At 67.7% G+C, this 24153-nt stretch carries 16 protein-coding genes; 4 read left to right on the top strand and 12 right to left on the bottom strand.

Going from position 1 to position 24153, the window contains the following annotated elements; genetic code table 11:
* Nucleotides 1-25: 25 nt before the first annotated feature.
* Both ACSQ3S_RS19300 and ACSQ3S_RS19295 read left to right on the top strand, forming a co-directional pair.
* The gene (locus tag ACSQ3S_RS19300; protein ID WP_436143461.1) at nucleotides 26-1456 is read left to right on the top strand and encodes a hypothetical protein; all 1431 of its coding nucleotides are present in this window, start codon (nucleotides 26-28) and stop codon (nucleotides 1454-1456) included.
* Between the two features lie 28 nt (nucleotides 1457-1484).
* Complete coding sequence (locus tag ACSQ3S_RS19295) at nucleotides 1485-2351, top strand: type 1 glutamine amidotransferase domain-containing protein (protein ID WP_436143460.1); 867 nt, start codon at nucleotides 1485-1487, stop codon at nucleotides 2349-2351.
* Between the two features lie 11 nt (nucleotides 2352-2362).
* On the opposite strand, the gene ACSQ3S_RS19290 is transcribed toward ACSQ3S_RS19295, so the two are convergent.
* The 7 genes from ACSQ3S_RS19290 to ACSQ3S_RS19260 all read right to left on the bottom strand — a co-directional run bounded on the left by ACSQ3S_RS19290 (nucleotide 2363) and on the right by ACSQ3S_RS19260 (nucleotide 14720).
* Nucleotides 2363-4474 (bottom strand): TonB-dependent receptor plug domain-containing protein, encoded by a 2112-nt coding sequence (locus tag ACSQ3S_RS19290; protein ID WP_436143459.1) that lies wholly within the window; start codon nucleotides 4472-4474, stop codon nucleotides 2363-2365.
* A gap of 98 nt (nucleotides 4475-4572) precedes the next feature.
* The gene (locus ACSQ3S_RS19285) at nucleotides 4573-5376 is read right to left on the bottom strand and encodes a hypothetical protein (protein WP_436143458.1); all 804 of its coding nucleotides are present in this window, start codon (nucleotides 5374-5376) and stop codon (nucleotides 4573-4575) included.
* Nucleotides 5373-6191: a citryl-CoA lyase gene (locus ACSQ3S_RS19280; RefSeq protein WP_436143457.1), complete on the bottom strand. Its 819-nt coding sequence runs from the start codon at nucleotides 6189-6191 to the stop codon at nucleotides 5373-5375. The genes ACSQ3S_RS19285 and ACSQ3S_RS19280 overlap by 4 nt, the downstream gene beginning before the upstream one ends.
* A 10-nt stretch (nucleotides 6192-6201) precedes the next feature.
* Complete coding sequence (locus ACSQ3S_RS19275) at nucleotides 6202-8121, bottom strand: thiamine pyrophosphate-binding protein (RefSeq protein WP_436143456.1); 1920 nt, start codon at nucleotides 8119-8121, stop codon at nucleotides 6202-6204.
* Nucleotides 8122-8435: 314 nt separating this feature from the next.
* The gene (locus ACSQ3S_RS19270) at nucleotides 8436-12533 is read right to left on the bottom strand and encodes an EAL domain-containing protein (RefSeq protein ID WP_436143455.1); all 4098 of its coding nucleotides are present in this window, start codon (nucleotides 12531-12533) and stop codon (nucleotides 8436-8438) included.
* Nucleotides 12533-13675 (bottom strand): ABC transporter substrate-binding protein, encoded by a 1143-nt coding sequence (locus ACSQ3S_RS19265; RefSeq protein ID WP_436143454.1) that lies wholly within the window; start codon nucleotides 13673-13675, stop codon nucleotides 12533-12535. Before ACSQ3S_RS19265 ends, ACSQ3S_RS19270 begins: the two co-directional genes overlap by 1 nt.
* A 115-nt stretch (nucleotides 13676-13790) precedes the next feature.
* A complete protein-coding gene (locus ACSQ3S_RS19260; RefSeq protein WP_436143453.1) occupies nucleotides 13791-14720 on the bottom strand; it encodes an ABC transporter substrate binding protein in 930 nt (309 codons plus the stop codon).
* 144 nt (nucleotides 14721-14864) lie between these two features.
* Between ACSQ3S_RS19260 and ACSQ3S_RS19255 the strand changes: the two genes are divergently transcribed.
* Nucleotides 14865-16247, top strand: a complete 1383-nt coding sequence (locus tag ACSQ3S_RS19255; RefSeq protein WP_176650753.1) for an MATE family efflux transporter — start codon at nucleotides 14865-14867, stop codon at nucleotides 16245-16247.
* Here ACSQ3S_RS19255 and ACSQ3S_RS19250 read toward each other — a convergent pair.
* Nucleotides 16228-17130, bottom strand: a complete 903-nt coding sequence (locus tag ACSQ3S_RS19250) for a LysR substrate-binding domain-containing protein (protein ID WP_436143452.1) — start codon at nucleotides 17128-17130, stop codon at nucleotides 16228-16230. The two genes, ACSQ3S_RS19255 and ACSQ3S_RS19250, sit on opposite strands and share 20 nt — an antisense overlap.
* A gap of 118 nt (nucleotides 17131-17248) precedes the next feature.
* Between ACSQ3S_RS19250 and ACSQ3S_RS19245 the strand changes: the two genes are divergently transcribed.
* A complete protein-coding gene (locus tag ACSQ3S_RS19245; protein ID WP_176650755.1) occupies nucleotides 17249-17992 on the top strand; it encodes an SDR family NAD(P)-dependent oxidoreductase in 744 nt (247 codons plus the stop codon).
* Nucleotides 17993-18025: 33 nt separating this feature from the next.
* Here the strand turns inward: ACSQ3S_RS19245 and ACSQ3S_RS19240 are convergent, their stop codons facing one another.
* From ACSQ3S_RS19240 to ACSQ3S_RS19225, 4 genes are all read right to left on the bottom strand, one after another.
* Nucleotides 18026-18436 (bottom strand): hypothetical protein, encoded by a 411-nt coding sequence (locus ACSQ3S_RS19240; protein WP_176650756.1) that lies wholly within the window; start codon nucleotides 18434-18436, stop codon nucleotides 18026-18028.
* Nucleotides 18437-18447: 11 nt separating this feature from the next.
* The gene (locus ACSQ3S_RS19235) at nucleotides 18448-19650 is read right to left on the bottom strand and encodes a hypothetical protein (RefSeq protein ID WP_436143451.1); all 1203 of its coding nucleotides are present in this window, start codon (nucleotides 19648-19650) and stop codon (nucleotides 18448-18450) included.
* Between the two features lie 247 nt (nucleotides 19651-19897).
* Complete coding sequence (locus tag ACSQ3S_RS19230; protein WP_353398598.1) at nucleotides 19898-20338, bottom strand: carboxymuconolactone decarboxylase family protein; 441 nt, start codon at nucleotides 20336-20338, stop codon at nucleotides 19898-19900.
* A gap of 106 nt (nucleotides 20339-20444) precedes the next feature.
* Complete coding sequence (locus ACSQ3S_RS19225; RefSeq protein WP_436143450.1) at nucleotides 20445-24116, bottom strand: CHASE domain-containing protein; 3672 nt, start codon at nucleotides 24114-24116, stop codon at nucleotides 20445-20447.
* Between the last annotated feature and the right edge of the window lie 37 nt (nucleotides 24117-24153).

Genomic DNA, 24153 nt, shown 5'->3' with positions numbered 1-24153 from the left:
ATGCGTTCAACCAAAGGAGGCCGTTATGAAAACGCCGAAATCGTTCCTCTGCGGGGCGGCCGTGATTGCGGCCGCCATCGCGATCGCGTCGTTGCCGCCGGTGCAGGCCCAGGTGGCGCAGCCGCTGCCGCCACCGGCCCAGCCGGGCCATCCGACCAGCTACGCCAAGGTCGACATCACCGAGGACTTCGCCGTGACGATGGCGCGCATGCAGGCGGCGCGCGCGGCCATCATGCAGCGCCAGCTCGACCTGCTGGCGGCCCGCTACGACCTGGCCAGCCGGCCGGCGCCTGGCGTGACCATGTTTCGCGGCAAACCGGTGCAGGAGGGCGTGCGGGTGCGCCTAGCCAAGGGCTTGAGCTGGGAGCAGCTGGCCGCGCTGAGTCCGAACGAGATCCGCGAGCGCAACCTGTTCCCGGCCGGCTTCCTGCCGCTGCCGCATCCCAACCAGGCCGAAGGCGGCATGCTGTTTCCGCAGTTCGAGATCGACGAGATCCAGCGCCAGGAGGCGCGCACCTTGAAGCGCTTCGACCTTGATTTCGACCTGCCGGACCATTTCCTGCCCGAGTTCCCGGCGCCGATTTTCCTGACCACGCATCCGGAAATGGGCGACGTCTCGCAAGGCAAGCTGCTGACCATCGACAACTTCCACCAGATGTTCAACGGCGTGCTCAATCCCAAGCAGCTGGAAGGCCTGCGCCTGCTGCTGACGCCGTTCCCGCAGCAACAGTTCAACCAGACCGAGGACCGGCGCACCGAGCGGCCCAGCCGGGGCGTGACCTGTTTCGATTGCCACGCCAACGGCCACAGCAACGGCGCCACGCACCTGGCCGGCGACGCCAGGCCGCAGGAGCTGCGTCATCGCATCGATACGCCCAGCCTGCGCGGCGTGAACGTGCAGCGGCTGTTCGGCTCGCAGCGGGCGCTGAAGACGGTGGAGGATTTCACCGAGTTCGAGCAACGCGCGGCGTATTTCGACGGCGATCCGGTGATCGCCACCAAGAAGGGCGTCAATCCGCTGGAGCGCGGCAGCCAGGTGCACTTCATGGCGGAATTCCAGGAGCTGCTGGATTTCCCGCCGGCGCCCAAGCTGACGGTGACCGGCAAGCTCGATCCCAGGCTGGCCACGGCGGCCGAGCTGCGCGGGCAGGCCGTGTTCAACGGCAAGGGGCAATGCATCAGCTGCCACGCGCCGCCGTATTTTTCGGATAACCTGATGCACAATCTGAGGACCGAGCGCTTCTTCAAACCGCAGACCATCAACGGCATCAAGGCGGTCGGCGACGGCCCGATCAAGACCCTCCAGCTGCGCGGCATCAAGGAATCGCCGCCCTATCTGCACGACGGCAGGCTGCTGACCCTGGAGGACACGGTGGAATTCTTCAACCTGGTGCTGGAAACGCACCTGAATACGCAGGAGAAGTCCGACCTGGTGGCCTTCCTGCGCACGCTGTGACGGTTGTGTCGTTGCTAGAATGGGGGCTATGAATAAATCCTCCCGCATCCTGATTCCGATTCCACTGCATGACTTTGATCCGACCGAGGTCGCGCTCAGCTGGCGCATTTTGCGCGATGCCGGCCACCGGATCGAGTTCGCCACCGTCGACGGCACGCGCGGCCATGCCGATCCGAGGATGATCAGCGGCGTGGGCCTGGATCCGTGGGGTTGGCTGCCCGGCCTGCGCAAGTTGCGCCTGATCGGCCTGATGCTGCGGGCCAACCGCGACGGCCGCCAGGCCTATGCGGCGCTGGAACAGGATGCGGAGTTCCTGCGGCCGAAGCGGTTCCGGGACGTCGGCGTGGCCGACTACGATGCGCTGCTGCTGCCGGGCGGCCATGCCAAGGGTATGCGGCCATATCTGGAAGACCGGACTTTGCAGGCGCTGGTCGCCGGATTTTTCGACGGCGGCAAGCCGGTGGCGGCGGTTTGCCACGGCGTGCTGCTGGCGGCGCGCTCGGTGTCGCCGCTGACCCGGCGCTCGGTGCTGTACGGCCGCAAGACCACCGCGCTGACGTGGAAGCTGGAGCGCAGCGCGTGGAATGTCACGCGCTTCCTGGCCCGCTTCTGGGACCCCGGCTACTACCGCACTTACGGCGAGGACAAGGGCGAGCCCGCAGGCTACAGGAGTGTTGAGCAGGAGGTGCGGCGCGCGCTGGCGTCCGCCGATGATTTCGTCGACGTTCCGCCGGGCACGCCGCATTATTTGCTGAAGACCTCGGGCATGGTGCGCGACACCGCCGGCGACGACCGCGCGGCCTGGGTGGTCCGCGACGGCAACTACCTGTCGGCGCGCTGGCCGGGCGACGTGCATGCGTTCGCCCGCCAGTTTGCGCAGCTGCTGGCGGAGTAGCGCCGCCGCGCTTACATCTTGTATGACGCCTGCAGCGAGACCGCGCGCGGCGCCATCGGCAGGTCGAACGGCAGCTGCAGGCCCGGCGACGGCGACGGTTCGCGCACATCGGCGTTGAAGGCGTTGCGCAGCGCCGCCGAGAAATTCCACTGGTTGCGCCCGTTGCGCGTGGCCAGCGTCAGGTCCAGCGTCCTGTAGTCGGCCACCGGCGCGCGCAGGTCGCCGGCGGGACGGGCCCGTCCCGCCACCCAGTTCAGCTGGCTGCTGAACACGTAGCCGCTGCCGACCTGCCAGTCGGCGCGGCCGTACAGGTGGTTGTGCGGCGCATAGCCGGCATCGAGGCCGGTGGCCTTGTCGGTCGAACGCTGCCAGGCATAGTTGCCCACCAGGCGCAGTTCCCGGTTGACCGCCCAACTGGTTTCCAGTTCGACGCCGTGGCCGGTCTGGCTGCCGGTGTTGGCGTAGATTAAGCCGGTGCCGGCGATGGCGCGCGGCACCAGGCGGATGATGTTGCCCATCGAATAGCGGTACAGCGTGAGGTTGGCCTGCACGTCCGACGCCGCCTGCCAGGCGAACGCGGCCTCCAGCGTGCCGTTGGTCTCCGGCTTGAGGTCCGGATTGCCGAGCGCGACTGGGTTGGCGGTGCTGTAGGCTTCATTAAAGGCGGGCGCGCGGAAGGCGCGGCCGTACAGCAGCTTGGCGGTCAGGTCGAAGCTGGCGTCCCACACCAGCGCCAGGCGCGGATTGGTGGTGCCGCCAAAATCGGAATAGTGATCGTGGCGGACACCCGCCGTCAGGTTCCAGTCCTGGGCCAGGTGCCATTCGTCCTGCAGGTAGAGGTAGTCGATGCGGCGCCGGTGCGGCGTCAGGAACGACTCGGTGCCGTAGAAATCCATCAGCGTGGGCTGCGGTATCGGCGTGCCGTTGACCGCGTAGGTGAAGTTGCGGCGCTCGCGTGTGCGGTACATGTCCAGGTCGTCGTGGCCGATGCCGATGCGGATATGGTGCTGGTCCAATCCGCTGTAGTCGGCGTAGGCGCTGCTGCGGAAGTTGCGCTCCCAGGTCTCCGGCGCGCCGATCATGCCGTTCGGGAAGACGCCGGTGGGAAAGCGCAGGCCGGCCGGCAGCAGGATGTAGGGCTCGGGTATCTGTTGCGAATACGTCTGGCCGTTGAGACTGAAGCCCACGCCCCAGTCGCGGCTGAACTGCGGGTCGGTCCACGACAGGTTGCTGATAAAGCGTTCGCCGCGGCCCTCGCCGACCGGGTCCAGCGCGGAGGCGATGCCGGCGCCGGAGCCCATGTTGTCGCGCAGCTTGTAGTTCAGGCGCGCGCGCCACTTGCCGTAGGCGATGTCGAGGTTGGCGTCGATCGCGTCGTTGCCGACGTTGACGCTGCCCGGCGCCAGGCTGGCGTGGGTGCCGAGCAGTTTGTCGTTGCGGGTTTGCGCGTCGGCCTGCACGGTGCTGTGGAAGCCGTCGGTGCCGCCCACGCGCAGGTAGGCCTGGATCTCGAACGGGCCGGCGCTGCCGCCGTGCTGCACCCACGCGTCGCGGGTGCCGAAAGAGCCGCCGCGGGCGCCGAGTTCCGTTCCCGCCGCCTCCGCCGCGCCCTTGGTGATGATATTGATGACGCCGGAAAAGGCGTCGGAGCCGTACAGCGCCGAACCGGGTCCCCGGATGACTTCGATGCGGGAGATCAGTTCGACCGGGTAGCCGCCCCACAGATTGCCCTTGTTGCCGGTAAACAAAGTGGTGATCGGGACGCCGTTTTGCAGCACCAGCACCTGCGGTCCCTGGCCGCTGTAGATGCCGCGCACCACGTAGACCGACGAGTAGCTGTTGGGGCTGCGGCTGATGTGCATGCCGGCCACCGTTTCCAGCACCTGGTCCATGTCGCTGTAGCCCATGGCCGCGATGTCGGCCGCGGTGATGACCGCCGCCACGGCCGGCGCGCGCCGCAGCGTCTGCAGGCTGCCGGTGGCGATGCTGACGCTGTCGCTGTTGCCGTAGACCAGGCTCAGCTCGTCTTCTTCGCTGGGGGGCGGGCCCGCCAGGACCTGCACCGATGGCAGCGTCAATGCGGCTGCCAGGCATAAATGGGAAGCGTAGGAAGACTTCGGCATCCGATCTCCAAATGTGTCGTTTTTTCCATTGTAGCCGTAGGAAACACAGTATTGGGCAAAAAAACTGCCGATCTGGGTAGCTTGTTGCTAGTCTGTAACTACCGCCCGGTCCAGGCCCGTGCGGCGGGGCCCTCGTAGGCCACGGCGGCGCACGGCGTCGGGAACAGCGTGCCCTCCGGCTTTTCCGTCGCTTCCGCCACGCACGGCGCCATGCCGCCCATGAAAACCGGCACCCGCAGCAACTGGTATTCGCGCACGGACAAGCCCATGTCGGCCACCAGCGCCGCGTGCAGGGCGGTGAAATTCATGTGCAGCTGCTGGTAGCGCGTCAACAACACTTTTTCAATTTCGAAGGCCAGCGCCAGATGCGCGCCCTGGTGCAGGCCCAGGCGTTCGGCGATGGCCAGGATGACGGGCAGGCGCTCGTCGGTCGAATTGATGGGGCGGCCGTAACCGTAGATGCGGCGCTGCGCCGTTTCCCCCCAGACGATATCGGCCAACGCCTCGCCCGCGCGCACGCGTTCCAGCGTGGTCTGCAGAAAGCGCATCGAGCGCAGCGCGGCGTTGCCGCCATACACCGTGGCTTCGGAGACGGCCACGCCGGCGATCATGCCGAGGTTGACGCTGCTGCGCGCATTGCCCGCCAGCGCGGCGACGCGGTTGTTCCACAGCCGGGAGTCCGGATAGCTGGTACTGACCCACAGCGCCTGCACCAGTTCCAGCTGCTCCGGCGCCAGGTGGCGGCCAATCACGCCGTAGGCATACAGCGCCACCCAGTCCAGCTGCTGCAGGTCGCGGTGCAGGTTCTTGCCGCGATAGACGGCGTGGCTGCCGGGGAAGGCGGCGCCCACGCTGGTGCGCAGCACGCCGCTGTTGTGCTGCAAGAGTTGCGGGCCTTTCATGCGGCCTCCTTGGGCGTGGCGGCCGGGTCCAGCTCCAGCCGGTAAAACGGGAATTGCTTGAAGCCGACGGTCTGCTGCTCCAGCGCGTGCGCGGCGGCGCCGGGCAGGCGCAACAGCAGACACAGCATTTCTCCTTCATCCGGGCTGAAGCCCAGGTCGTGCAGCACGCAGGCCGCCAGACCGATCATGGACAGCGGCAGGCCGACGGCTGCGGCGGCCTGGTCCAGGTTGGCGTGCAGCCAGCTGGTACCGGGACCGGCGCCCAGGCCGGCCAGCGCCGCCGCGCACTGGCGCACGGACAGCGGCGTGCCCGCGCCATGCGCATCGAAGCCGGGTACGTGAGCGCGGTCGGGGAAAATCTCCACCGGATCGTCGGCGCTGGCGGCCAGGTAGCCTTGCCATGCGGCCAGGTCCGGGCCGCAGCGGCGCCACATGGTCATCGCGTCGTGCACTTCGCGCGCGCCGCCGTTGCGGCCCGCGCCCACAGCCAGCGCGGCGATCAGCGCGGACGCGGCGGGCGAACCGCCGACGCCGGCGCACATGGCGGCATGCACGGACGGGTCGCGCGGGCCGGGATTGGCCAGCGCCACGGCCAGCGCTTCCAGCACGTCCAGCTCGGCGCCGGTGGGCAGTTCAGGTCGCATCAGCAGCCACAGCATCTGCACCCAGCGGGCCTGGCCCACCATTGCACCGTGCACATCGTAGCCGCGGCAGCGCGCGGTGTTGGTGGCGAAGGGGTTGTCCGCCTCCGGGGTTTCCTGCCAGATCGCGGTGTGGATCAGGTCCTTGGGTGACGGCGCGGGGGCGTTGGCCATGGCGCGCTCCTTATTCGCCGCCGTTGAGCAGCACCTTGAGGCGGCTGCCCATCGGCGGGATGGCTTCGGGATCGATCTGCACGTCCAGCAGCGTCGGGCCCGGGTAGTTGCAGATGGCCTTGATGTCGAGCGCCTGCAGGTCGGCCGCCGAGCGGATGGTGTGGCCGCGTCCTCCCAGCGCGCGCGACAGCCCGGCAAAGTCGGTCTGCGGCAGCGCGTGGGCGATCTGCTCGCCGCCGCCGAGGCGCTGGCCGTGCTTGACCATGCCCAGCGCGGCGTCGTTGAGGATGACGAAGATCACGCACTGCTGCTCGGCCACCGCCACCGACAATTCCTGGCCGCTCATCAGCATGCTGCCGTCGCCGGTGATGCAGACCACCGGCGCGGTCGGATTGCCGGCCGCGGTGCCGACCGCCGCGCCGATGGCCCAGCCCATCGGCGCGAAGTGCGACGTCAGCCGCAGCCAGCCGCCGCTGCTCTGGCGCTTGCCCAGTTCGCGCGGACGGTCGCCGCAGCCGGTGCGGCGCTCGCCAAGGCGGCGGTCGCGCGGCTGCAGGTAGTGAATGGCCCAGGCGGCGCTGCTGCCGGCATCGGCCAGGAAGCGGGTGCCGTGCGGGAACAGGCTGCCCAGCTCCTTCATCAGGCGCTGCGGCTTGAGCGGCACGGCGTCGCTGTCGAAGGCGACCTCGTCGGCCATGATCGAGGCCGGATCCCACTGCAGGTTGCTCTGTTCGCGCTTGGCGATGCGCCGCGCGCGGGCGTAGCACGCCTTGCCCAGCCTGGCGGCATGGTCCGGCGTCATCGCGGCCAGCGCCTGCTCGTCGCCGACGATGCCGTCGACCAGGCGGCTGAACACGGTCGCCAGCGCGCCGCGCACGTGCAGGCCGGCCATCGGCGTACGCGACAGGTGCTCTTCGGTGTTGCCGATGTGGACCAGGCGGTTGTTGAGCAGGCTGTCGCTCCAGCCGCCGGTGTCCCATTCGCCCATGCTGCAGCCGGCCGCCAGGATCAGGTCGACCGACGGATCGCGCAGCGCGGCGTCGGCCGTGGCGTGGCCGCCGAAGCCGAAGGTGCCGCGATACAGCGGGTGGCGCGGATTGACCAGGCCCTTGCCGTCGGTGGTGGCGATGAAGGTGGCGCCTTCGAGGTCGGCGAACTGCAGGATGGAATGGATGGAATCGCCGCAACCGCCGCCGATCAGCATCACCACGTTGCGCGCCTTGGCCAGCAGCGCGCGCAGCTTGTCGATGGCCGCGTGGTCGATCAGGCCGGCCGGGCTCTGCAGCGCCGACAGGTCGTAGCTCGGCGTGCGCTGCTTGCTCGGCGCGCGGAACACGTCCGACGGCACGCTCAGGTGCACCGGGCCCGGCGTGTTGTGGCTGGCGTGCTGCAGGGCGGTGACCAGCTTCCATTCCAGCTGGTCCGGGTGCGACACCAAGGTGTTGTAGCGGGTGCAGTGGCTGAACATGGCCAGCACGTCGACGCCGGTGCACGACGATTCCTGCAGCCCGGTCTTGCCGAACGAGGGCAGGTTGGGCTGGGCCGTGATGACCAGCACCGGAATGCCGTTGGCGTGCGAGGTGGCGACCGCCGTCAGCATGTTGGTGGCGCCGGGGCCGGAGGTGGACATGCAGACGCCGAGCTTGCCGGTTTCGCGCGCATAGCCGTCGGCCATGAAGGCGGCGCCGGCTTCGTTGCGGGCGACGATCTGGCTCAGGTTGCCGCCGTTGCGCTGGTGGCGGGCGATGGCGTTGTACAGCGGCTCGATGGCGCCGCCGGGCACGCCGAAGATGTAGTCCACCCCCAGCTGCTCGAGATAGGCGACCAGCAGGTCGGCCATGTCCATGGCGATGTTAGCGTTAGCTGCGGCGGTGGTGGCAACTACAGGGCGTGACTGCTCCTGTCGGTCAAATTCGACATTATCAAACATTACGGGTTCCTAAAATGGGCAACGCGGCTTGTGGGCTAAGCCGATATCTTAACTAGCAGGCTGGCAACACACATTGTGATTAAACAATAATTGTTGCAGTGCGAGATCATAGCTTAAAAATATGGCAAAGTGTTAGATTTGGTGAGAATTTATGAAAATATTCTGTGCGCTTTACAACGGACGAAAAAAAGCCGGAAGCGCTTGCTTCCGGCCTGGGCCCGGGGAAATGGGGGTAATTGCGCGGGAAATTGCGTAGCAAGTTTACCGGAAAACGACCGGAAAACGACCGGAAGCGCCGCCGCCGGCGCGACGCCTCAGGCGCCCAGGCGGGCGGTCTCGTGCCGGCTGACCAGGGCGGCGAACTGCTCGGCCGGGATCGCCGGGCTCAGGTGGTAGCCCTGCATCAGGTCGCACTGGCGCCCGCGCAGGAAGTTCAGCTGGGCCTCGGTTTCCACGCCCTCGGCCACCACCTCCAGCCGCAGGCTGTGCGCCAGCGCGATGATAGCGCTGACAATGGCGGCATCGTCGGCGTCCTGCGGCACGTCGCGCACGAAGGAACGGTCGATCTTGATGATGTCGACCGGGAAGCGCTTCAGGTAGGACAGCGAGGAATAGCCGGTGCCGAAGTCGTCGATCGACAGCCGCACGCCCAGCGAGTGCAGGCGGTGCAGCGCGGCCAGCGTGTCCTGCGCGTTTTCCATCAGTGTGCTCTCGGTGATCTCCAGCTCCAGCAGGTCCGGCGCCAGGCCGGTGTCGGCCAGCACCGCCTCGACCGAGGCGGCGAAGTCCTTCTGCAGCAGCTGGCGCACCGACAGGTTGACCGCCACCCGCAGCGGCGGCAGGCCGGCGCGGACGAACTGCTGCAGCTGGGCGCAGGCGGTGCGCAGCACCCAGTCGCCGAGCGGATTGATCAGGCCGGTTTCCTCGGCCAGCGGGATGAAGTCCACCGGCGCGATCATGCCGCGGGTCGGGTGGCGCCAGCGCACCAGCGCCTCCATGCCGATGATGCGGCCGGTGGTCAGGCAGGCCTGCGGCTGGTAGTGCACTTCCAGCTGGTGCTGCTGTTCCAGCGCGCGGCGCAGGTCGCTCTCCAGCCGCACGTGCTCGGAAATCGAGTGCTCCATCGACGACTCGTAGAACTGGAAGCCGGTGTTGGTGCGCTTGGCGCGGTACATGGCGCTGTCGGCGTGCTTGACCAGCGTGGCGACGTCGCCGCCGTCGTGGGGGTACATGGCGATGCCGACGCTGGCGGTGACGAAGATGTCGTGGCCGTCGATCGGGAACGGCGCCGACAAGGTGCGCACGATGTTGTGGGCCGCGGTGGCCGCCGAGGCCGGGTTGTCCAGCTCGTTGAGGACGACGGTGAATTCGTCGCCGCCGAGGCGGGCCACGGTGTCGTCGCCGCGCACGGCGGTGCGCACGCGCTTGGCCACGGCCTGCAGCAGGCGGTCGCCGACGTGGTGGCCGAGGTTGTCGTTGACGTACTTGAAGCGGTCCAGGTCCATGAACAGCACGGCGACCTGGCGGCCGTCGTGGCCGGCCTGCTCGATGCTCTTGCCCAGCAGCTCGAAGAACAGGGTGCGGTTGGGCAGGTTGGTCAGCACGTCGTTGTAGGCCAGGTGGCGGATGCGCTTTTCCGCCCGGTTGGCTTCGATGATGCGGCGCACCCGCTGCGACAGCACGGCGTAGTGGATCGGTTTCGGGATGTAGTCGCTGGCGCCGGCGGCGAAGGCGCGCTCGACCGACGAGTTGTCCTGCAGCGCGGTGATCATCAGCACCGGGATGTCGGCGGCGTTCGGCAGTTCCTGCATGCGGGCGCAGGCGGTGAAGCCGTCCATCACCGGCATCATCGCGTCCATCAGGATCACGTCCGGCTGGAAGCGCGCCAGCATCGCCAGCGCCTGCGCGCCGTCGGCCGCCTCCTCGACGCGGAAGCCGTCGCGCTGCAGGGTGTGGCGCAGGGTGCTGCGGGTGCTGCGGTCGTCGTCGACCACCAGCACCTGCGGGGTGTCGTCGCCGACGGCCGGCGCTTCGGCGTGGACGCCGCTGATTTCGCCGTACAGGAAGGCGGCCAGCGTGTCGTAGTGGGCGCGCAAAGGCGCCAGCAGCGGCACGATCTGCGCCGGCTCGCGCGCGGCGGCGAACTGTTCGGCCTGGAACGCCAGGCCGGCCAGCGTGTCGGCGCCGAAGTTGCTCGACGAGCCTTTCAGCGCGTGGGCGCGCATGCGCGCGGTGTCCATGTCGTTGGCGTGGACCGCGTGTTCCAGCTCGTCCAGGCAGGCCGGCGTGTCTTCCAGGTAGGGCGTGATGGCGTGGGGCAGGGTGTCGCCCAGCACTTCGCGCAGCTTGTCGAACACGGCTTGGTCGACCGGACCCGGGCCGGCCGACGTTGGCGATGGGGGCGACGCCGATGCCGGCGCCGAGGGCAGGGCCGGCGCCGGCATGGCTGCGGCGTGGCCCGGCGTGGCCAGCAGGCCGGTGTGCGGCAGCCATTTCTCCAGCTTGCGGCGCAGCTCGACCAGCGTGATCGGCTTGGCCAGGTAATCGTCCATGCCGGCGGCCAGGCATTTCTCTGCGTCGCCGACCTGGGTGTTGGCGGTCATCGCCACCAGCGGCGTGCGCCGGCCCAGCGCCAGTTCGGCCAGGCGGATGTGGGCGGTGGCTTCGTAGCCGTCCATTTCCGGCATGCTGCAATCCATCAGGATCAGGTCGAAGCGCTCGCGCTGCGCGGCGCGCACGGCCTCGACGCCGTCGGCGGCGAATTCGCAGACGCAGCCGTTCATCGCCAGCATGCCGGCGGCCACCATCTGGTTGGTGCGGTTGTCCTCGGCCACCAGCACGCGGAACTGGCGCTCCGGCAGCGAGGCCGGCGCCGGCGCCGGCAATGCGGCCGGCGCGCCATCCTGCTCGGGCGCCGGACGGCAGCGGATCGAGAAGGTGAAGGTGGTGCCGCTGCCCAGCACGCTGTGCACGCCGATCTGGCCGCCCAGCAGCTCGGCCAGCTGTTTGCAGATCGCCAGGCCGAGGCCGGTGCCGCCGTAGCGGCGCGTGGTGGTCGGATCCGGCTGCACATAGGCTTCGAACAGGTGGCGGCGCACTTCCTCGCTCATGCCGATGCCGGTGTCGCGCACTTCGAACGACAGGCCGAATTCCGTGTCGCCGACCGGCGCCAGCGCGACGCTGACCGCCACCTCGCCGTGCTCGGTGAACTTGACGGCGTTGCCCAGCAGGTTGATCAGGATCTGGCGCAGCCGCAGCGAGTCGCCGCAGATGCGCTCGGGCACGTCCGGCGCGATGGTCCAGCCTATGCCCACGCCTTTTTGCTGGGCCGGGCGGGCCACCAGTTCCATCACTTCGGCCATCAGCGTGCCGAGGTGGAACTCGGTTTCCTCCAGCTTCAGCTTGCCCGCTTCCATCTTGGAAAAGTCGAGGATGTTGTTGATCAGTGCGATCAGCGTGCGCGACGAGTTCCAGGCGACGTCGACGAACTCCTGCTGGCGCTGGTTCAAGCGGGTTTCCTTCAGCATGTCCAGCATGCCGACCACGCCGTTGAGCGGCGTACGCACCTCGTGGCTGACGGTGGCGGCAAACTGCGCCTTCATCTGCGCCATGTTGACGGCGGCGTCGCGCGATTCCTTCAGCTCGGCCTCGCGCTGTTCCAGCACGTTCATCATCTGGTTGAAGGCGTGCGCCATCTCGATCAGGTCGCGCGGGCCGGCGGGCGCGGCGCGCATGCCCGATTCGCCGGATTCGGCGCGGCGCATCAAGGTCGACAGCGCGTTGAGCGGATTGATCATGTGGCGTGTCAGCAAGCGGCCCAGCACCAGCAGCACCACGGCAAACGACAGCGTCAGCGCCAGGTTGCCCAGCAACAGCGACCAGGTCAGCTGCTTCAGCGTGTCCTTGCCGATCTGCACGTGCACATAGCCGAGCAGTTGCTGCTGATGCTCCTGCAACTCAAACGGCGACGCCTCGCTCTGGCCGCCGTACACCGGCGCGGCAAACATCCAGCCGTCGGCGTTCTCGCCGACCAGGCCGGCGTGCGCCGGCACCGCGATTGCCAGCGCGGCGTCGTTGAGGCGGGCGCCGTCCTGCACCTTCGACAGCAGCACCGTGCGCCTGGCGTCCATGATCTGCAGGCCGGCCACGTCGGGGAAGGACAGCGTCGAATTGACCACGTCGCGGGCGTTTTCGGACGAGTGGAACAGCAGCGCGAGCGTGCTCTGGCGCGCCAGGTTGTCGGCGATGCGCTGGCCCTGGCCGATGAAGTAGTCGCGCATGCGGGCGTTGGCTTCCCACGAGTTCATCAATGCGGAGAACACCGCCAGGCCCAGGATGGCGGCCGACACGATCATCGTCAGCTGTCGTTGGAAACCGGTACGGCGCAGGAAGTTGCGGAACATTTTCATCATCAGGGCTGCGGATAAACGAAGTCAAAGCTGCGCTGCTGCAGCGCGCCCAGGTTGAGGCCGATGTGGCTGGCCGTCCGTAAATTAATTGCCGTCTGCAGCTCGCGCAACGGCACCAGCGCGCGGCGGCGGACGTCGCCGGCGATCACGCCCATCGCCGAGCTGGCCAGCGTGCGGCCCAGCTCGACGTTGTCGGGCGCCATCGCGAACAGCGCGCCTTTCTTGACGTGCAAGGCATTGCTGGAGAACAGCGGCACGCCGCTGTTCCAGGATTCGCGCAGCACCAGCGGCAGGATCGTGCTTTCCTCGACGGTGGTGCTGTCGTGCGGCAGCCAGACGGCGTCGTGGCGGTTGTCGGCGGCGGCGATCAGCTGCGGATACAGCTGGGCCGCGCGCGACAGGTCGGCGGCCACGTGGGCCTGCAGTTCCAGTCCCTGCGCCTTGGCCGCCTCGCGCGCCAGCTTGATCAGCCATTCGGATTTCTGCGGGTTGTAGACCACGATCACGCGCTTGAGCTCGGGCAGCAGCGCGCGCAGCTTGGAAAACAGCATGGCCGGATCGGGCGTCATGCTGATGCCCATCACGTTCTCGGCCTCGGACAGCAGCAGCACGCCGCCGGCCAGCACGGCGATTTCGCGGTCCAGTCCGGCCGTGGCGTTCAAGCCCTGGCGGCCCAGCGCGATGACGACCTTGGTGCCGTTGCGCTTGAGCGTGGCGTTCAGTTCGGCGGTATCGACGCGCGGATCGACCGGATAGCTGCGCACCTTGAGCTTGGTGCGTTCCTCGATGCCCTGGATCATGGCGATGAAGGCGGAGCGGAACGGCTCCTCCGCATTCGGATAGACGACGGCGATCGTGCCCTTGCCGATCGAGGCCTGCACTTCCGGACGGCGCAACTGGTCTTCCAGCTGGGCCAGGGTGACCGTGCGCACGTCGGCCCGCGGCGCCGCCGCAAAGGCGGGGGCGGTCGCAATGGCCGGGCCTGCCGGTTCGAACAGCATGCCGCCGGCAGCCGCGCCGGCGCCAAACACGGCAACGCTGGAGGGAAGCGCCGTACCCGACGCCCACGCCGGTCCGGCCAGTGTCAAGCAGAACAGGGCGCCCGCCGATCGCAAGCGCCCGCCAAGAAATATTGTTTTTTTCATCAGACTCTTTACTGCTACTACCGCGGCGCCAAAGAAGGGCGTTGTTAAGATGCCTTCACAGTATAAGCGGAGTCTTTCCCTGAGAGAAAGAAAATTGGGTATTGCAGAGATTGCTTTACGGTTCCGGGAATATAGCATCGAAGCTTCGTTGCTGAGCAGATACAAGATTGAGCCCGAGGTGGCTGGCGGTACGCGAGTTGAGCGCGGTGCGCACCGCCCGCAGCGGCACCAGGCCGCGCCGGGTGGCGTCGCCGTTTTGCATGGCCAGCGCCAGCGCGGCCAGGTCGCGGCCGAGCTGGACATTGTTCGGGTACAGGCCGAACAGCACGCCTTTCCTGACGTGCAGCACGCTGCTGGAAAACACCGGCAGGCTGCGGCCCCACGATTCCTTCAGCACCAGCGGCAGGATGGTGGTTTCCTCGACGGTGGTGGCGTCCTGCGGCAGCCACAGCGCGTCGCGGCGGCCGTCGGCCGAGGCCAGCAGGCTTTCGTAGGCGCGCGCGGCGCCGGCCAGGTCGGTGGCCTCGATCGCCGTCAACTCCAGGCCGAGGCCGCGCGCCGCCTCGCGCGCCAGCCGTATCAGCGCGTCGTTGGCCTGCGGGTTGTAGACCACGATCACGCGGCGCACGCCCGGCAGCAGGTTCTTCAGCAGGCCGAACAGCAGGGCCGGGTCCGGCGTCAGGCTGATACCGTGCAGGCGCTCGGCGTCGGGCGCGGTGCCGCCGCCGGCCACGCCGCCGACCACCACGCCCAGCGACGGATCCAGCGTGCCGGCCGCCTTCATGCCCTGGCGCCCCAGCGCGATCACCACCTTGCCGCTCTTGAGCGTGTTGCGCAGGTCGACCAGGTCGCTGTTGGCGGCCAGCGGTATGCCGCGCGCCTTGGCCTTCGATTGCTCCTCGATGCCCTGGATGATCTCGGCGAACACCGTGCGGTAGGGATCGGCGAGCTCGGGATACAGCACCGTCAGCGCCTGGGCGAGCGCCGGCCTGCCCAGCAACAGGGCGCAGACGCAGGCTACGGTTCGGACGGTCGATCTCACCATGGCAGTGGCGGCAAAATTGGAACAGCCGCAGTGTATCCTTTGCTAACGATTCTACTGCGATAGTAAATTTCAATGATAGTGCTGAAAGCGCTTCCACATGTTATAAACTCGGGTAAATAGGCAACACTTACTTTCCATCATCCCATGCCCGCCACCAAAACGCCGATCCGCACCCCGCCCATGTTCAACCTGGCCTGGCCCCTGCTCGTCGAATTGGGGCTGGCGATCGCCTCCAGCGTCATCGGCACGGCGCTGGCCTCGCGCATCTCCGACGAGGCAGGCGGCGCGTTCGCCATCGCCAGCCAGGTGTCGGCCACGCTGTTCATCCTGTTCCGCATCATCGGCGCCGGCGTCAGCGTGGTGGTCACGCAGAACCTGGGCGGCAACCAGCGCGACGCCGCCAACCGGGTCGCCTGCGCGGTGGTCGGCGCCAGCACCTGGCTGGGCGCGGTCACCGGCCTGATGGCGCTGCTGGGCGCCCACGGCCTGCTGCATCTGCTCAACGCGCCGGCCGAGGTGCTGCCGCTGGCGGCGCCGCTGCTGCAGGCGCTGGCGCCGGCCATGCTGCTCGACGCCTGGAACGCGTCGATGGCGGGCGTGATGCGCGCGCACCTGCGCACCCGCGACACGCTGGTGGTGCTGGTGATCATGCACATCAGCCACCTGGCGCTGGCGATCCCGATGATGCACGGCTGGGGCCCGATCCCGGCCATGGGCCTGCCCGGCTACGCGGTCGCGCTGGCGATCAGCCGCGCCATCGGCCTGGCGCTGCACCTGCTGATGTGGCGCGTCCACCTCGGCATCCGCGTGGCGCGCGACGACTGGTGGCGCCTGCCGCGGCGCGAGCTGGCGGCGGTGCTGCATATCGGCCTGCCCGGCGCGGCGGAAAATATCGCCTGGCGCCTGGCCTTCATGGTCAGCGTGGCGACGGCGGCGGAGCTGGGCGCCAGGTCGCTGGCCACGCAGGCTTACGTGCTGCAGCTGATGGGCGGCGTCATGATGTTCAGCATCGCCACCGGGCTGGCGGTGGAAATCGTGGTCGGCTACCTGATCGGCGCCGGCCGGCTGCGCGAGGCGCACGGCGTGGTGCGGCGCGCGCTGGCGCGCGGGCTGGTGGTGTGCGTGCTGATCGCCGCCTGCGCCGCGCTGCTGGGCCGTTGGCTGCTGGGCTGGTTCACGCAGGACCAGGAGATCATCGCCGCCGGCGCCACGCTGCTGTGGATCACGGTGCTGCTGGAGCCGGGCCGCACCTTCAACCTGGTGGTCATCAACGCGCTGCGCGCGGCGGGCGACGCGCGCTTTCCGGTGATGGCCGGCGCCTTCTCGATGCTGTTCGTGCTGGCCGGCGGCAGCTGGCTGCTGGGCGTGGTGCTGGGCTGGGGCTTGCCCGGCGTGTGGATCGCCTACGCGGCCGACGAATGGATACGCGGCCTGATCATGTGGCGGCGCTGGCAGACCCACGCCTGGGTGCCGCACGCGCGCGCCTCGCGCAAGCGGCTGCGGCCCGTCATCGTGGTTGAAGGCTGAAGCGTTCCGCGATCCAGTCGATGAACACCCGCACGCGGTTGCTCAGGTGCCGGTTGGGCGGAAACACCACGTAAAACGGGTAGGGCGCCGGCTGCCAGGTCTTCAGTACCGGCACCAGCGCGCCGCTGTCGATGTGCGCGCGGGCGAGGTAGTCGAAGGTCTGGATAATGCCCAGTCCCGCCAGCCCCGCCTCGAAGTGCGCATTGCTCTCGTTGACGCCGACCGCGTGGCGCACCCGGATTTCCAGCTTCTCGCCGCCGCGTGAGAAATGCATGGCCATCGCGCGCCCGGTGCTGGCCGACAGATAGCTCACCACCCGGTGGTCGCCTTCCAGTTCCGACGGATGTCTCGGCGTGCCGTGCCGCGCCAGATAGCCGGGCGTGGCGCAGGTGACCCAGGCCGCCTTGCCGACCTGGCGCGCCACCATCGACAGGTCCGTCACCGGGCCGCCGCGTATCACGCAATCGACGTTGTCGCTGATCAGGTTCACATGGCGGTCGCTGACACCCAGGTCCAGCTGGATGCCGGGATAGCGGGCCAGGAACTCCGGCAGCGCCGGCACGATGATGCGGGTCGCCACCGACGAACCCATGTCCACCCGCAGATGGCCGCGTGGCGTGCCGTGCGCGGCGCCGAAGCTGCTGTCGATGTCGCCCAGGTCCTTCAGCAGCCGCGTGGCCTTCTCGTAGTAGGAAGCGCCGTCCGCGGTGACCGATACGTGGCGCGTGGTGCGCTGCAGGAGCTTGACGCCGAGATGCGTCTCCAGCGACTGCACCAGCTTGGTCACGCTGGCCTTGGGCATCCGCAGCGAATCGGCGGCCTTGGTGAAGGTGCCCGCTTCCACCACGCGGGCAAAGGTGCGCATTGCGAGTAGCTGGTCCATGGTTTCTCCTGTGTTCTCGATTATACACACAGGGGAATAAAGTATTCATTTGTAGCTACTTTATCGAATAATCTGCCGGGCTTACAGTGGAGGCACTCAACCACTGAAGGAGCACATCATGAAACTCGAAGGCAAAGTAGCGCTGGTCACCGGCGGCACCACCGGCATCGGCCTGGCGACCGCACTGGAATTCGCCAAGCAGGGCGCCAAGGTGTATATCACCGGCCGCCGCCAGCAGGAGCTGGATGCGGCGGTGGAGGCCATCGGCCATGGCGCGGTCGGCGTGCGCGCGGATTCGGCCATGCTGGAGGATCTGGATCGGGTGTATGCGGAAATCGGCAAGCGTTCCGGCCAGCTCGACATCCTGTTCGCCAATGCCGGTGGCGGCGACATGCAGCCGTTGGGCGCGATCACCGAAGAACACTTCGACCGCGTCTTCGGCACCAACGTGCGCGGCACGCTGTTCACTGTGCAGAAGGCCCTGCCGCTGCTGAAGGACGGCGCCTCGGTCATCCTGACCGGTTCGACCACCTCGGTGCAGGGCACGGAGAATTTCAGCGTCTACAGCGCCAGCAAGGCGGCGGTGCGCAACTTCGCCCGTTCCTGGCTGCTGGACCTGAAGCCGCGCCGCATCCGCGTCAACGTCATCAGCCCCGGTCCGGTGGGCACGCCGGGCCTGGCCGGACTGGTGCCGGCCGAGCACAAGGACGGCCTGTTCGGCCACCTGGCCAGCCTGGTGCCGATGGGGCGCCTGGCCGAGCCGGACGAGATTGCCAAGGGCGTGCTGTTCCTGGCATCGGACGACAGCAGCTTTGTCAACGGCATCGAGCTGTTTGTCGACGGCGGCATCGCGCAGATTTAAAACTGAGAAGGCGCCTTGCGGCGCCTTCTTTTTCTATTGCACGGTGAGGATCACCTTGACGGTGTCATCGACCGCCGACTTTTCTATGTAGCCGATGGCGCTGACGTCGGCCGCCACCGCCTTCTTTACCTCGGCGCTGGAACCCAGTTCCTTGGGCGCCGAGGCCTTGCCGGTAAATACCAGCTTCGACCAGATCGCCTTTACCTGCGTGCTGTCCTTGTCCAGCACCTTTTTATAGAACTCGTTGCGCAGCGGCCCGTCGGTGTGCTCGATGGGCGTGAACAGGGTCGATTTCCCGAGGAAGAACTGGCCGGCCTGTTCGCTGAACATGCGCGTGGCCGGATTCTTCGGGTTGACGATGACGACGATTTCCGTCGCAAACACGGGCGCAACGGCCAGCCAGGTGCCTGCCGCAAGCAGCAATTTACCGATAGTCGTTTTCATAATGGTTCTCCTCAGAAGACGAAATCGATGGCTGCTGCGTAGACATTGACGGTGCTGCCCGCGAAACCCGGCTTTGGATTCAGGAAGTAGCCGGCGCCGTCGCGGGTCTTGACGCGATCCATCTGCACCTTGAACGCGGCCGATTTGTAGAAGTCCCAGCGCAAGCCGATCGCGGTGGACGATTGCAGGCCCGATTTGATGGCGCCATTGGTGCCGGCGCTCAGCGCGGCCAGCGGGCCGGTGGTCGGCAGCGTGCTGAAGCTGCGGATGCTGTCCTGCTTGACGTCGCCGTACGAGGCGTACGGCACGAATTTTCCGTAGCGGTAGCCCATCATGACGTACCAGGAACTGGTGTCCGGCACCAGCCGCGTATCCGTCTTGCGCTTGGCGTATTCGGCCTGGCCGATGATGTTGTTGTAGTCCATCGCGATGCCGGCCGAGGTGAACGTGCCCTTGACATCGGTCAGCGGCACCTGGTTGGCGACGGCGGTCAGGCCGAACTGCTTCAACGCGCCCACCAGGCCGGTCAGGCTGGGGTTGTTGTAGATGCCGAAGGTGGCTTGCGAGCGGCCCAGGCGATAGGTGAACGGACCGTTCTCCACCACCAGCTGGGTCGAGACCACCGGCTTGAATTCGACGTAGTAATTGCCGGGCGCGCGCACCTTGGAGCGGCCCACCGCCGCCTGCGCCGTCACGGTGGTGTCGCCGAAGCTGTGCTGGTACACCACGTCGCCGCCGTCCGCATTGTCGACGGTGACCTGGCGGTACACTTCATTCGGCGGCCGCAGCATGGTGTTGGCGTAGCCGACGTTGCGCACGTCGGAAATCATGTACACCGGCAGGCCGATACGCCCCAGGCGAACGGAGAAGTCGTCATTCAGCTTGATCTTGGCGAAGGCCCACGCCAGCTCGGCGCCGAACTGGTCGTTGGAGCCGTTCTTGCGCACCAGCCCTTGCGCGGTAAAGGAAATCGTATCGCTCCATTTCGCCGTGGCCTGGATGCCGAAGTTCGAATCGACCCCGGCGCGCGCGTCCTTGCCGACGCCGGCGGCCTGGTTGACCCGGTTGAACTCTGCTTGATCGGAATTGGTCATGGTCAGGGCGCCGGTGCCGAAGCCGCTGATGGTGATCGGCATGCCGTCCTGCGCGTGGGCAGTGGCGGCGAAGGCGCTGAGAATTGCTAAGGCTGATATCGCAAGCTTGGGTTGTTTCATCGTGTACCCTCCAGAGGTTAATGGCGTCGTCTTGTATGTGTTTTGCGCCTTATTTAGTGTGGACCGGGGAGGCGTACTTGTGTGTGTTTTATACCGGAATGTCACAATTCCGTTGTTCAGTGGCAACGATCGCGGCGCTGGAAGCGCTATCACGTGATGCAAACGGCAAGCTTGTCTAAAGGATGTCTGCCGTTTCTTGATCTGGCGCAGCCTGGCCGCGATGTCACACTTTATGCGCGACGCGCGCCTACAGCGCAGGCATTTTGCGGAAGCCTACGCCCAGCCGGTTCCAGCCGTTGATGGTGTTGATGGCCAGCGTCAGGTCGACCTGCTCCTTCGGCGAGAACTGGGCCTGCAGCAGTTCATAGTCGGCGTCCGGCGCGTGGGTGGTGGCGAGCGAGGTCAGGGCCTCGGTCCAGGCCAGCGCCGCCTGTTCGCGCGGGGTGAAGAACGGCGTCTCGCGCCAGACGCTGACGCCATGCAGGCGGCGATCCGTTTCGCCGGCCTTGCGCGCGTCGGTGGTGTGCATGTCGACGCAGAAGGCGCAGCCGTTGATCTGCGAGGAGCGCAGCTTCACCAGTTCCAGCAGCGACGGCTCCAGTCCCAGTTTGCTGACCGCCACTTCCAGCGCGACCATCGCTTTCATGGCGTCGGGAGAGGCGGTGTAGAAGTCGGTACGTGCATGCATGATCTTTTCCTTCAAGGTGGTTGGTTAGTGCAACCATTTTAGGAGGCCAATCATTGACTGCGGGTGGCCAATCCGGCCTAAAACGGGTAGACCACTAATGGAGGGCTTAGCGCCCGGCGGCGGCGCGCTGGGCGGCGGGCAGGTTGCGGGCGATGGCGCGCAGCATCTGCTCGACGTCGATCGGCTTGGCGATGAAATCGTTCATGCCGGAGGCGATGCACTGCTCGCGCTCGGACAGCATGACGCCGGCCGTCATGGCCAGCACCGGCAGCTCCAGCTTCAACTCATGGCGGATCCTGGCGGTCGCTTCGAAGCCGTCCATTTCCGGCATCTGCACATCCATCAGCACCAGGTCGTAGCGGTGCCCGTCGCTGCGCAGCCGGTCCAGCGCGGCACGGCCGTTGTCGACGGCGTCGATGGAGGCGCCGGCGTGCGACAGCATGGCCTGGGCCACCAGCTGGTTGATCGGATTGTCCTCGACCAGCAGGATGCGTACGCCGTCGATGCGCAGGCCTGCCGGCGGGCCGCCGTCCGCCGCCGGCGCCGCGACGGCCGCTGCATCCCCGGCGCCGGCGCTGGCGGCGCGGTCGCGCGCATAGTCCAGCGCCTGCAGCACCGTTTCACCCAGCCGCGCCGTGGTGACGGGTTTTAGCAGCACCGCGTCGGCGGCCTGCGCGCCGTTCGTGTGCAGCAGCTTGCCCTGGCCGAAGGCGCTGACCATCAGCACCACGGCCGGCCCGTCGTCCGGCATGGCGGCGCGGATCGCCTGCATGGTTTCCAGGCCGTTCAGGCCGGGCATGTTCCAGTCGACCAGCACCGCGTCGTAGCGCGCGGCGCCGCGCAACAGCGACAGTGCCAGTTCGCCGGATCCGGCGCGGTCGGCGCTCCAGCCCCGCGCGCGGATGGTGCGGCACAGGTAGTCGGCGCTGACCTCGTCGTCGTCGACCACCAGCAGATGGCGGACGGTGGCGACGGCGCCCGGCTGCGCCGCTTCGCCGGCGCGCTGCAGCGGCACCGTCAGCGTGAAGACGCTGCCGTTGCCCGGCGTGCTTTGGACCTCGATGGCGCCGCCCATCAGCGCCGCCAGCCGGCGCGAGATCGTCAGACCGAGGCCGGTGCCGCCGAAGCGCCGCGTCATCGACGCATCGCCCTGCGAGAACGGCGCGAACAACAGCGCCAACTGGTCCGCCGGCACGCCAATGCCGCTGTCGCGCACCGTGAAGCGCAGGGTCGCTTCGCCAGTGGGCGTGGCGCCGGCCAGCTCCACCAGCACATAGACCGAGCCCTTCTCGGTGAACTTGATGGCGTTGCCGACCAGGTTGATCAGGATCTGCTGCAGGCGGTGGCCGTCGCCGAGCAGCGACTGCGGCACGTCCGGTTCCACGCCGATCGCCAGCTCCAGGTCCTTCTCGCCCGAATTGACGGTCATGATGGTGGCGATCGCCTCCAGCACGGCGCTCAGCTGGAACGGCGCCGGCGCCAGCTCCATGCGGCCGGCCTCGATTTTGGAGAAGTCCAGCACGTCGTTGAGTATGCTGAGCAGCGAATTGCCGGACGACCGTATCATCTCCAGGTACTTCTGCTGGTCCGGCGACAGCGTGGTATTGCCCAGCAGGTGAGTCATGCCCAGCACCGCGTTGAGCGGCGTGCGGATCTCGTGGCTCATGTTGGCGACGAATTCCGACTTGGCGCGGCTGGCCGCTTCGGCCAGGTCGCGGGCGACGATCAGCGAGCTTTCCGATTCGCGCAGCGCGGCGGTCTTTTCCTCGGCCAGCGCGCTGGCATAGGCCTGGCGCGCCGTCAGCGCGCGCACCACGCCGAAGAACAGCAGGCTGATAATGGCCCCGGCCAGCAGCACGATGTGCGATTTCTGGCGGTCGATCGAGTTTTCAAACGCCGGCAGCGACGTGAAGCGCAGCGTCCAGCCGTGCTGCAGCAGCGTCAGCGGCGCCGTCTGCCGGTAGGGATTGGGGTACTTCTGCAAGTCGTCGGCGCCGCGGCGGGCGCTGGTGTACAGATGGTCGGCGGGCGCGGTGCCGGCGCCGTCGAAGATCTCCAGCTGCACCTTGCTGTCGGCGTTGCCAAGCAGGCCGGTCATCAGGTCGTCGGCGCGGATCGGACTGTAGGCGAAGCCCTGCAGCGCCGCCATGCGCTGTTCCATGCCGGCGGTGTCCGGCAAGCGCGCCTGCGTGCGATAGACCGGGACGTACAGCAGGAAGCCGGGCTGGCCGAGCTCGGGCGCGTCCTGCACCAGCACCACCTTGGACGACAGCACCGGCGCGCCGGTGCGCGCCGCCTCCAGCAGCGCGGCGCGGCGTATCGGCTCGGACATCATGTCGTAGCCGAAGGCGCGCCGGTTGCGTCCCAGCGACGGTTCCAGATACAGCACCACGGCCGACATCGAGCGATCGTAGGGTGAATCCGGGGCGGCCCAGATATGAAATCCGGCCCAGTTGTCCAGGCGGTGGACGCGCTCCTCCAGCGCCTCGTGCTGGCCGGTCCGCAGCCAGGCGGCGTAGCCCAGGCCCAGCACGCCGGGGAAGTTGCGCGGCAAATCCAGTGCGTCGGCGAAAGCGCGGAACTGGGCGCGGCTGGGCTCCGGCTCGGCCTTGAACAGCGCCTGCGCGCCGCGCAGTCCCGCTTCGTACAAGTCCATGCGGCGCTCGATGCGTTCGGTGATCTCGGCGCATTCGGCGTCGAACTGTTCGCGCGCGCGGCGCTCGGTACTCAGCGCGACGAGGTGCCAGACCGCCACCGTCAGGCCGAAGCCGACCAGCAGCGTGGCCCATTGCGCGGCGCTGTGATCGCGGACGCTGGCGTTCATGCGCCGGCGCTCGCTGGCGTCGGCGCACAGCACCATGCCGATCAGGCTGCACAGCACGACGAAGCTCTCGAGCGCGATGAGGGAGTCGTTCAGCGTGCCGACGGCGAACGGACCGAGGCCGCTGACGCTGCCCAGCACCGCGCCGCCGGCCGTCAGCAGGCACGCCAGGCTGGCACCGCGCAGGCCGAAGCGGTACGAGGCCTGGGCCACGCACAGCATGAACACATAGGGCAGCCATCCGAGGCCGTCGCCGGCCGAATAGCGGCGGCCGAACACCAGCGCGATCAAGGCCGACAGCGCGGCCAGCGACAGCAAGGCCTCCGCCCAGCGCCGCCGCGGCGACTGCTGCACATCGCGGGCGCCGGCGCCGGGGCGGAGCCAGGCCAGGATCGCCGGCGCCACCACCAGCACGCCAGCGGTGTCGCCGACCCACCAGGTCAGCACCACGGTGGTGTAGGCGGAAGCGGGCACCAGGCCGCCGACGACCAGCGTGATGCTGCCGATGCCGGCGCTGACCACGCACATGGCCATCGCGATCAGCGCGAATTTGTAGACGTCCTGCAGTTGGCTCAGCGGCTGCGCGGTGTCGGTGTGGCGGCGCATCAGCCAGGCGCCGGCCAGCGCCTCCAGCGTATTGCCGGTCGCGATCAGCAGCGAGGCGGTCACCAGCCCGGCGCTGAACGGCACGCCGTTGGCGGTGAAGGTGGCGAGGTTGGCGGCCAGTGCGCCCAGCAGGATGGCGGGCCAGGCGCGGTAGCCCATCGCCACCACGGCGGCGAAGGCGATGCCCGACGGCGGCCAGACCGGTGTGGCGTTGGAGGTGGCAAAGGCCAGCAGCAGGCTGGCGCGCGCGATCAGGAAGTAGCAAGCCGTCAGCAGCACCAGTGCGAGCGGAGTGGGGCCTCGGCCCGGGTGGGATGCCGCCGTGGTAACCGGATCGTAAGCTGCGCGCATGGCAGATGATGGGGTTGTCTCGTAAGCAACCACTATA

Origin of the sequence: Duganella sp. LjRoot269, assembly GCF_964254095.1 — a bacterium.
Classification (GTDB): Bacteria; Pseudomonadota; Gammaproteobacteria; order Burkholderiales; family Burkholderiaceae_D; genus Rugamonas; species Rugamonas hordei.
The sequence above is the reverse complement of the archived record's forward strand: the minus strand, read 5'-3'. Positions and strand labels throughout refer to the sequence as shown.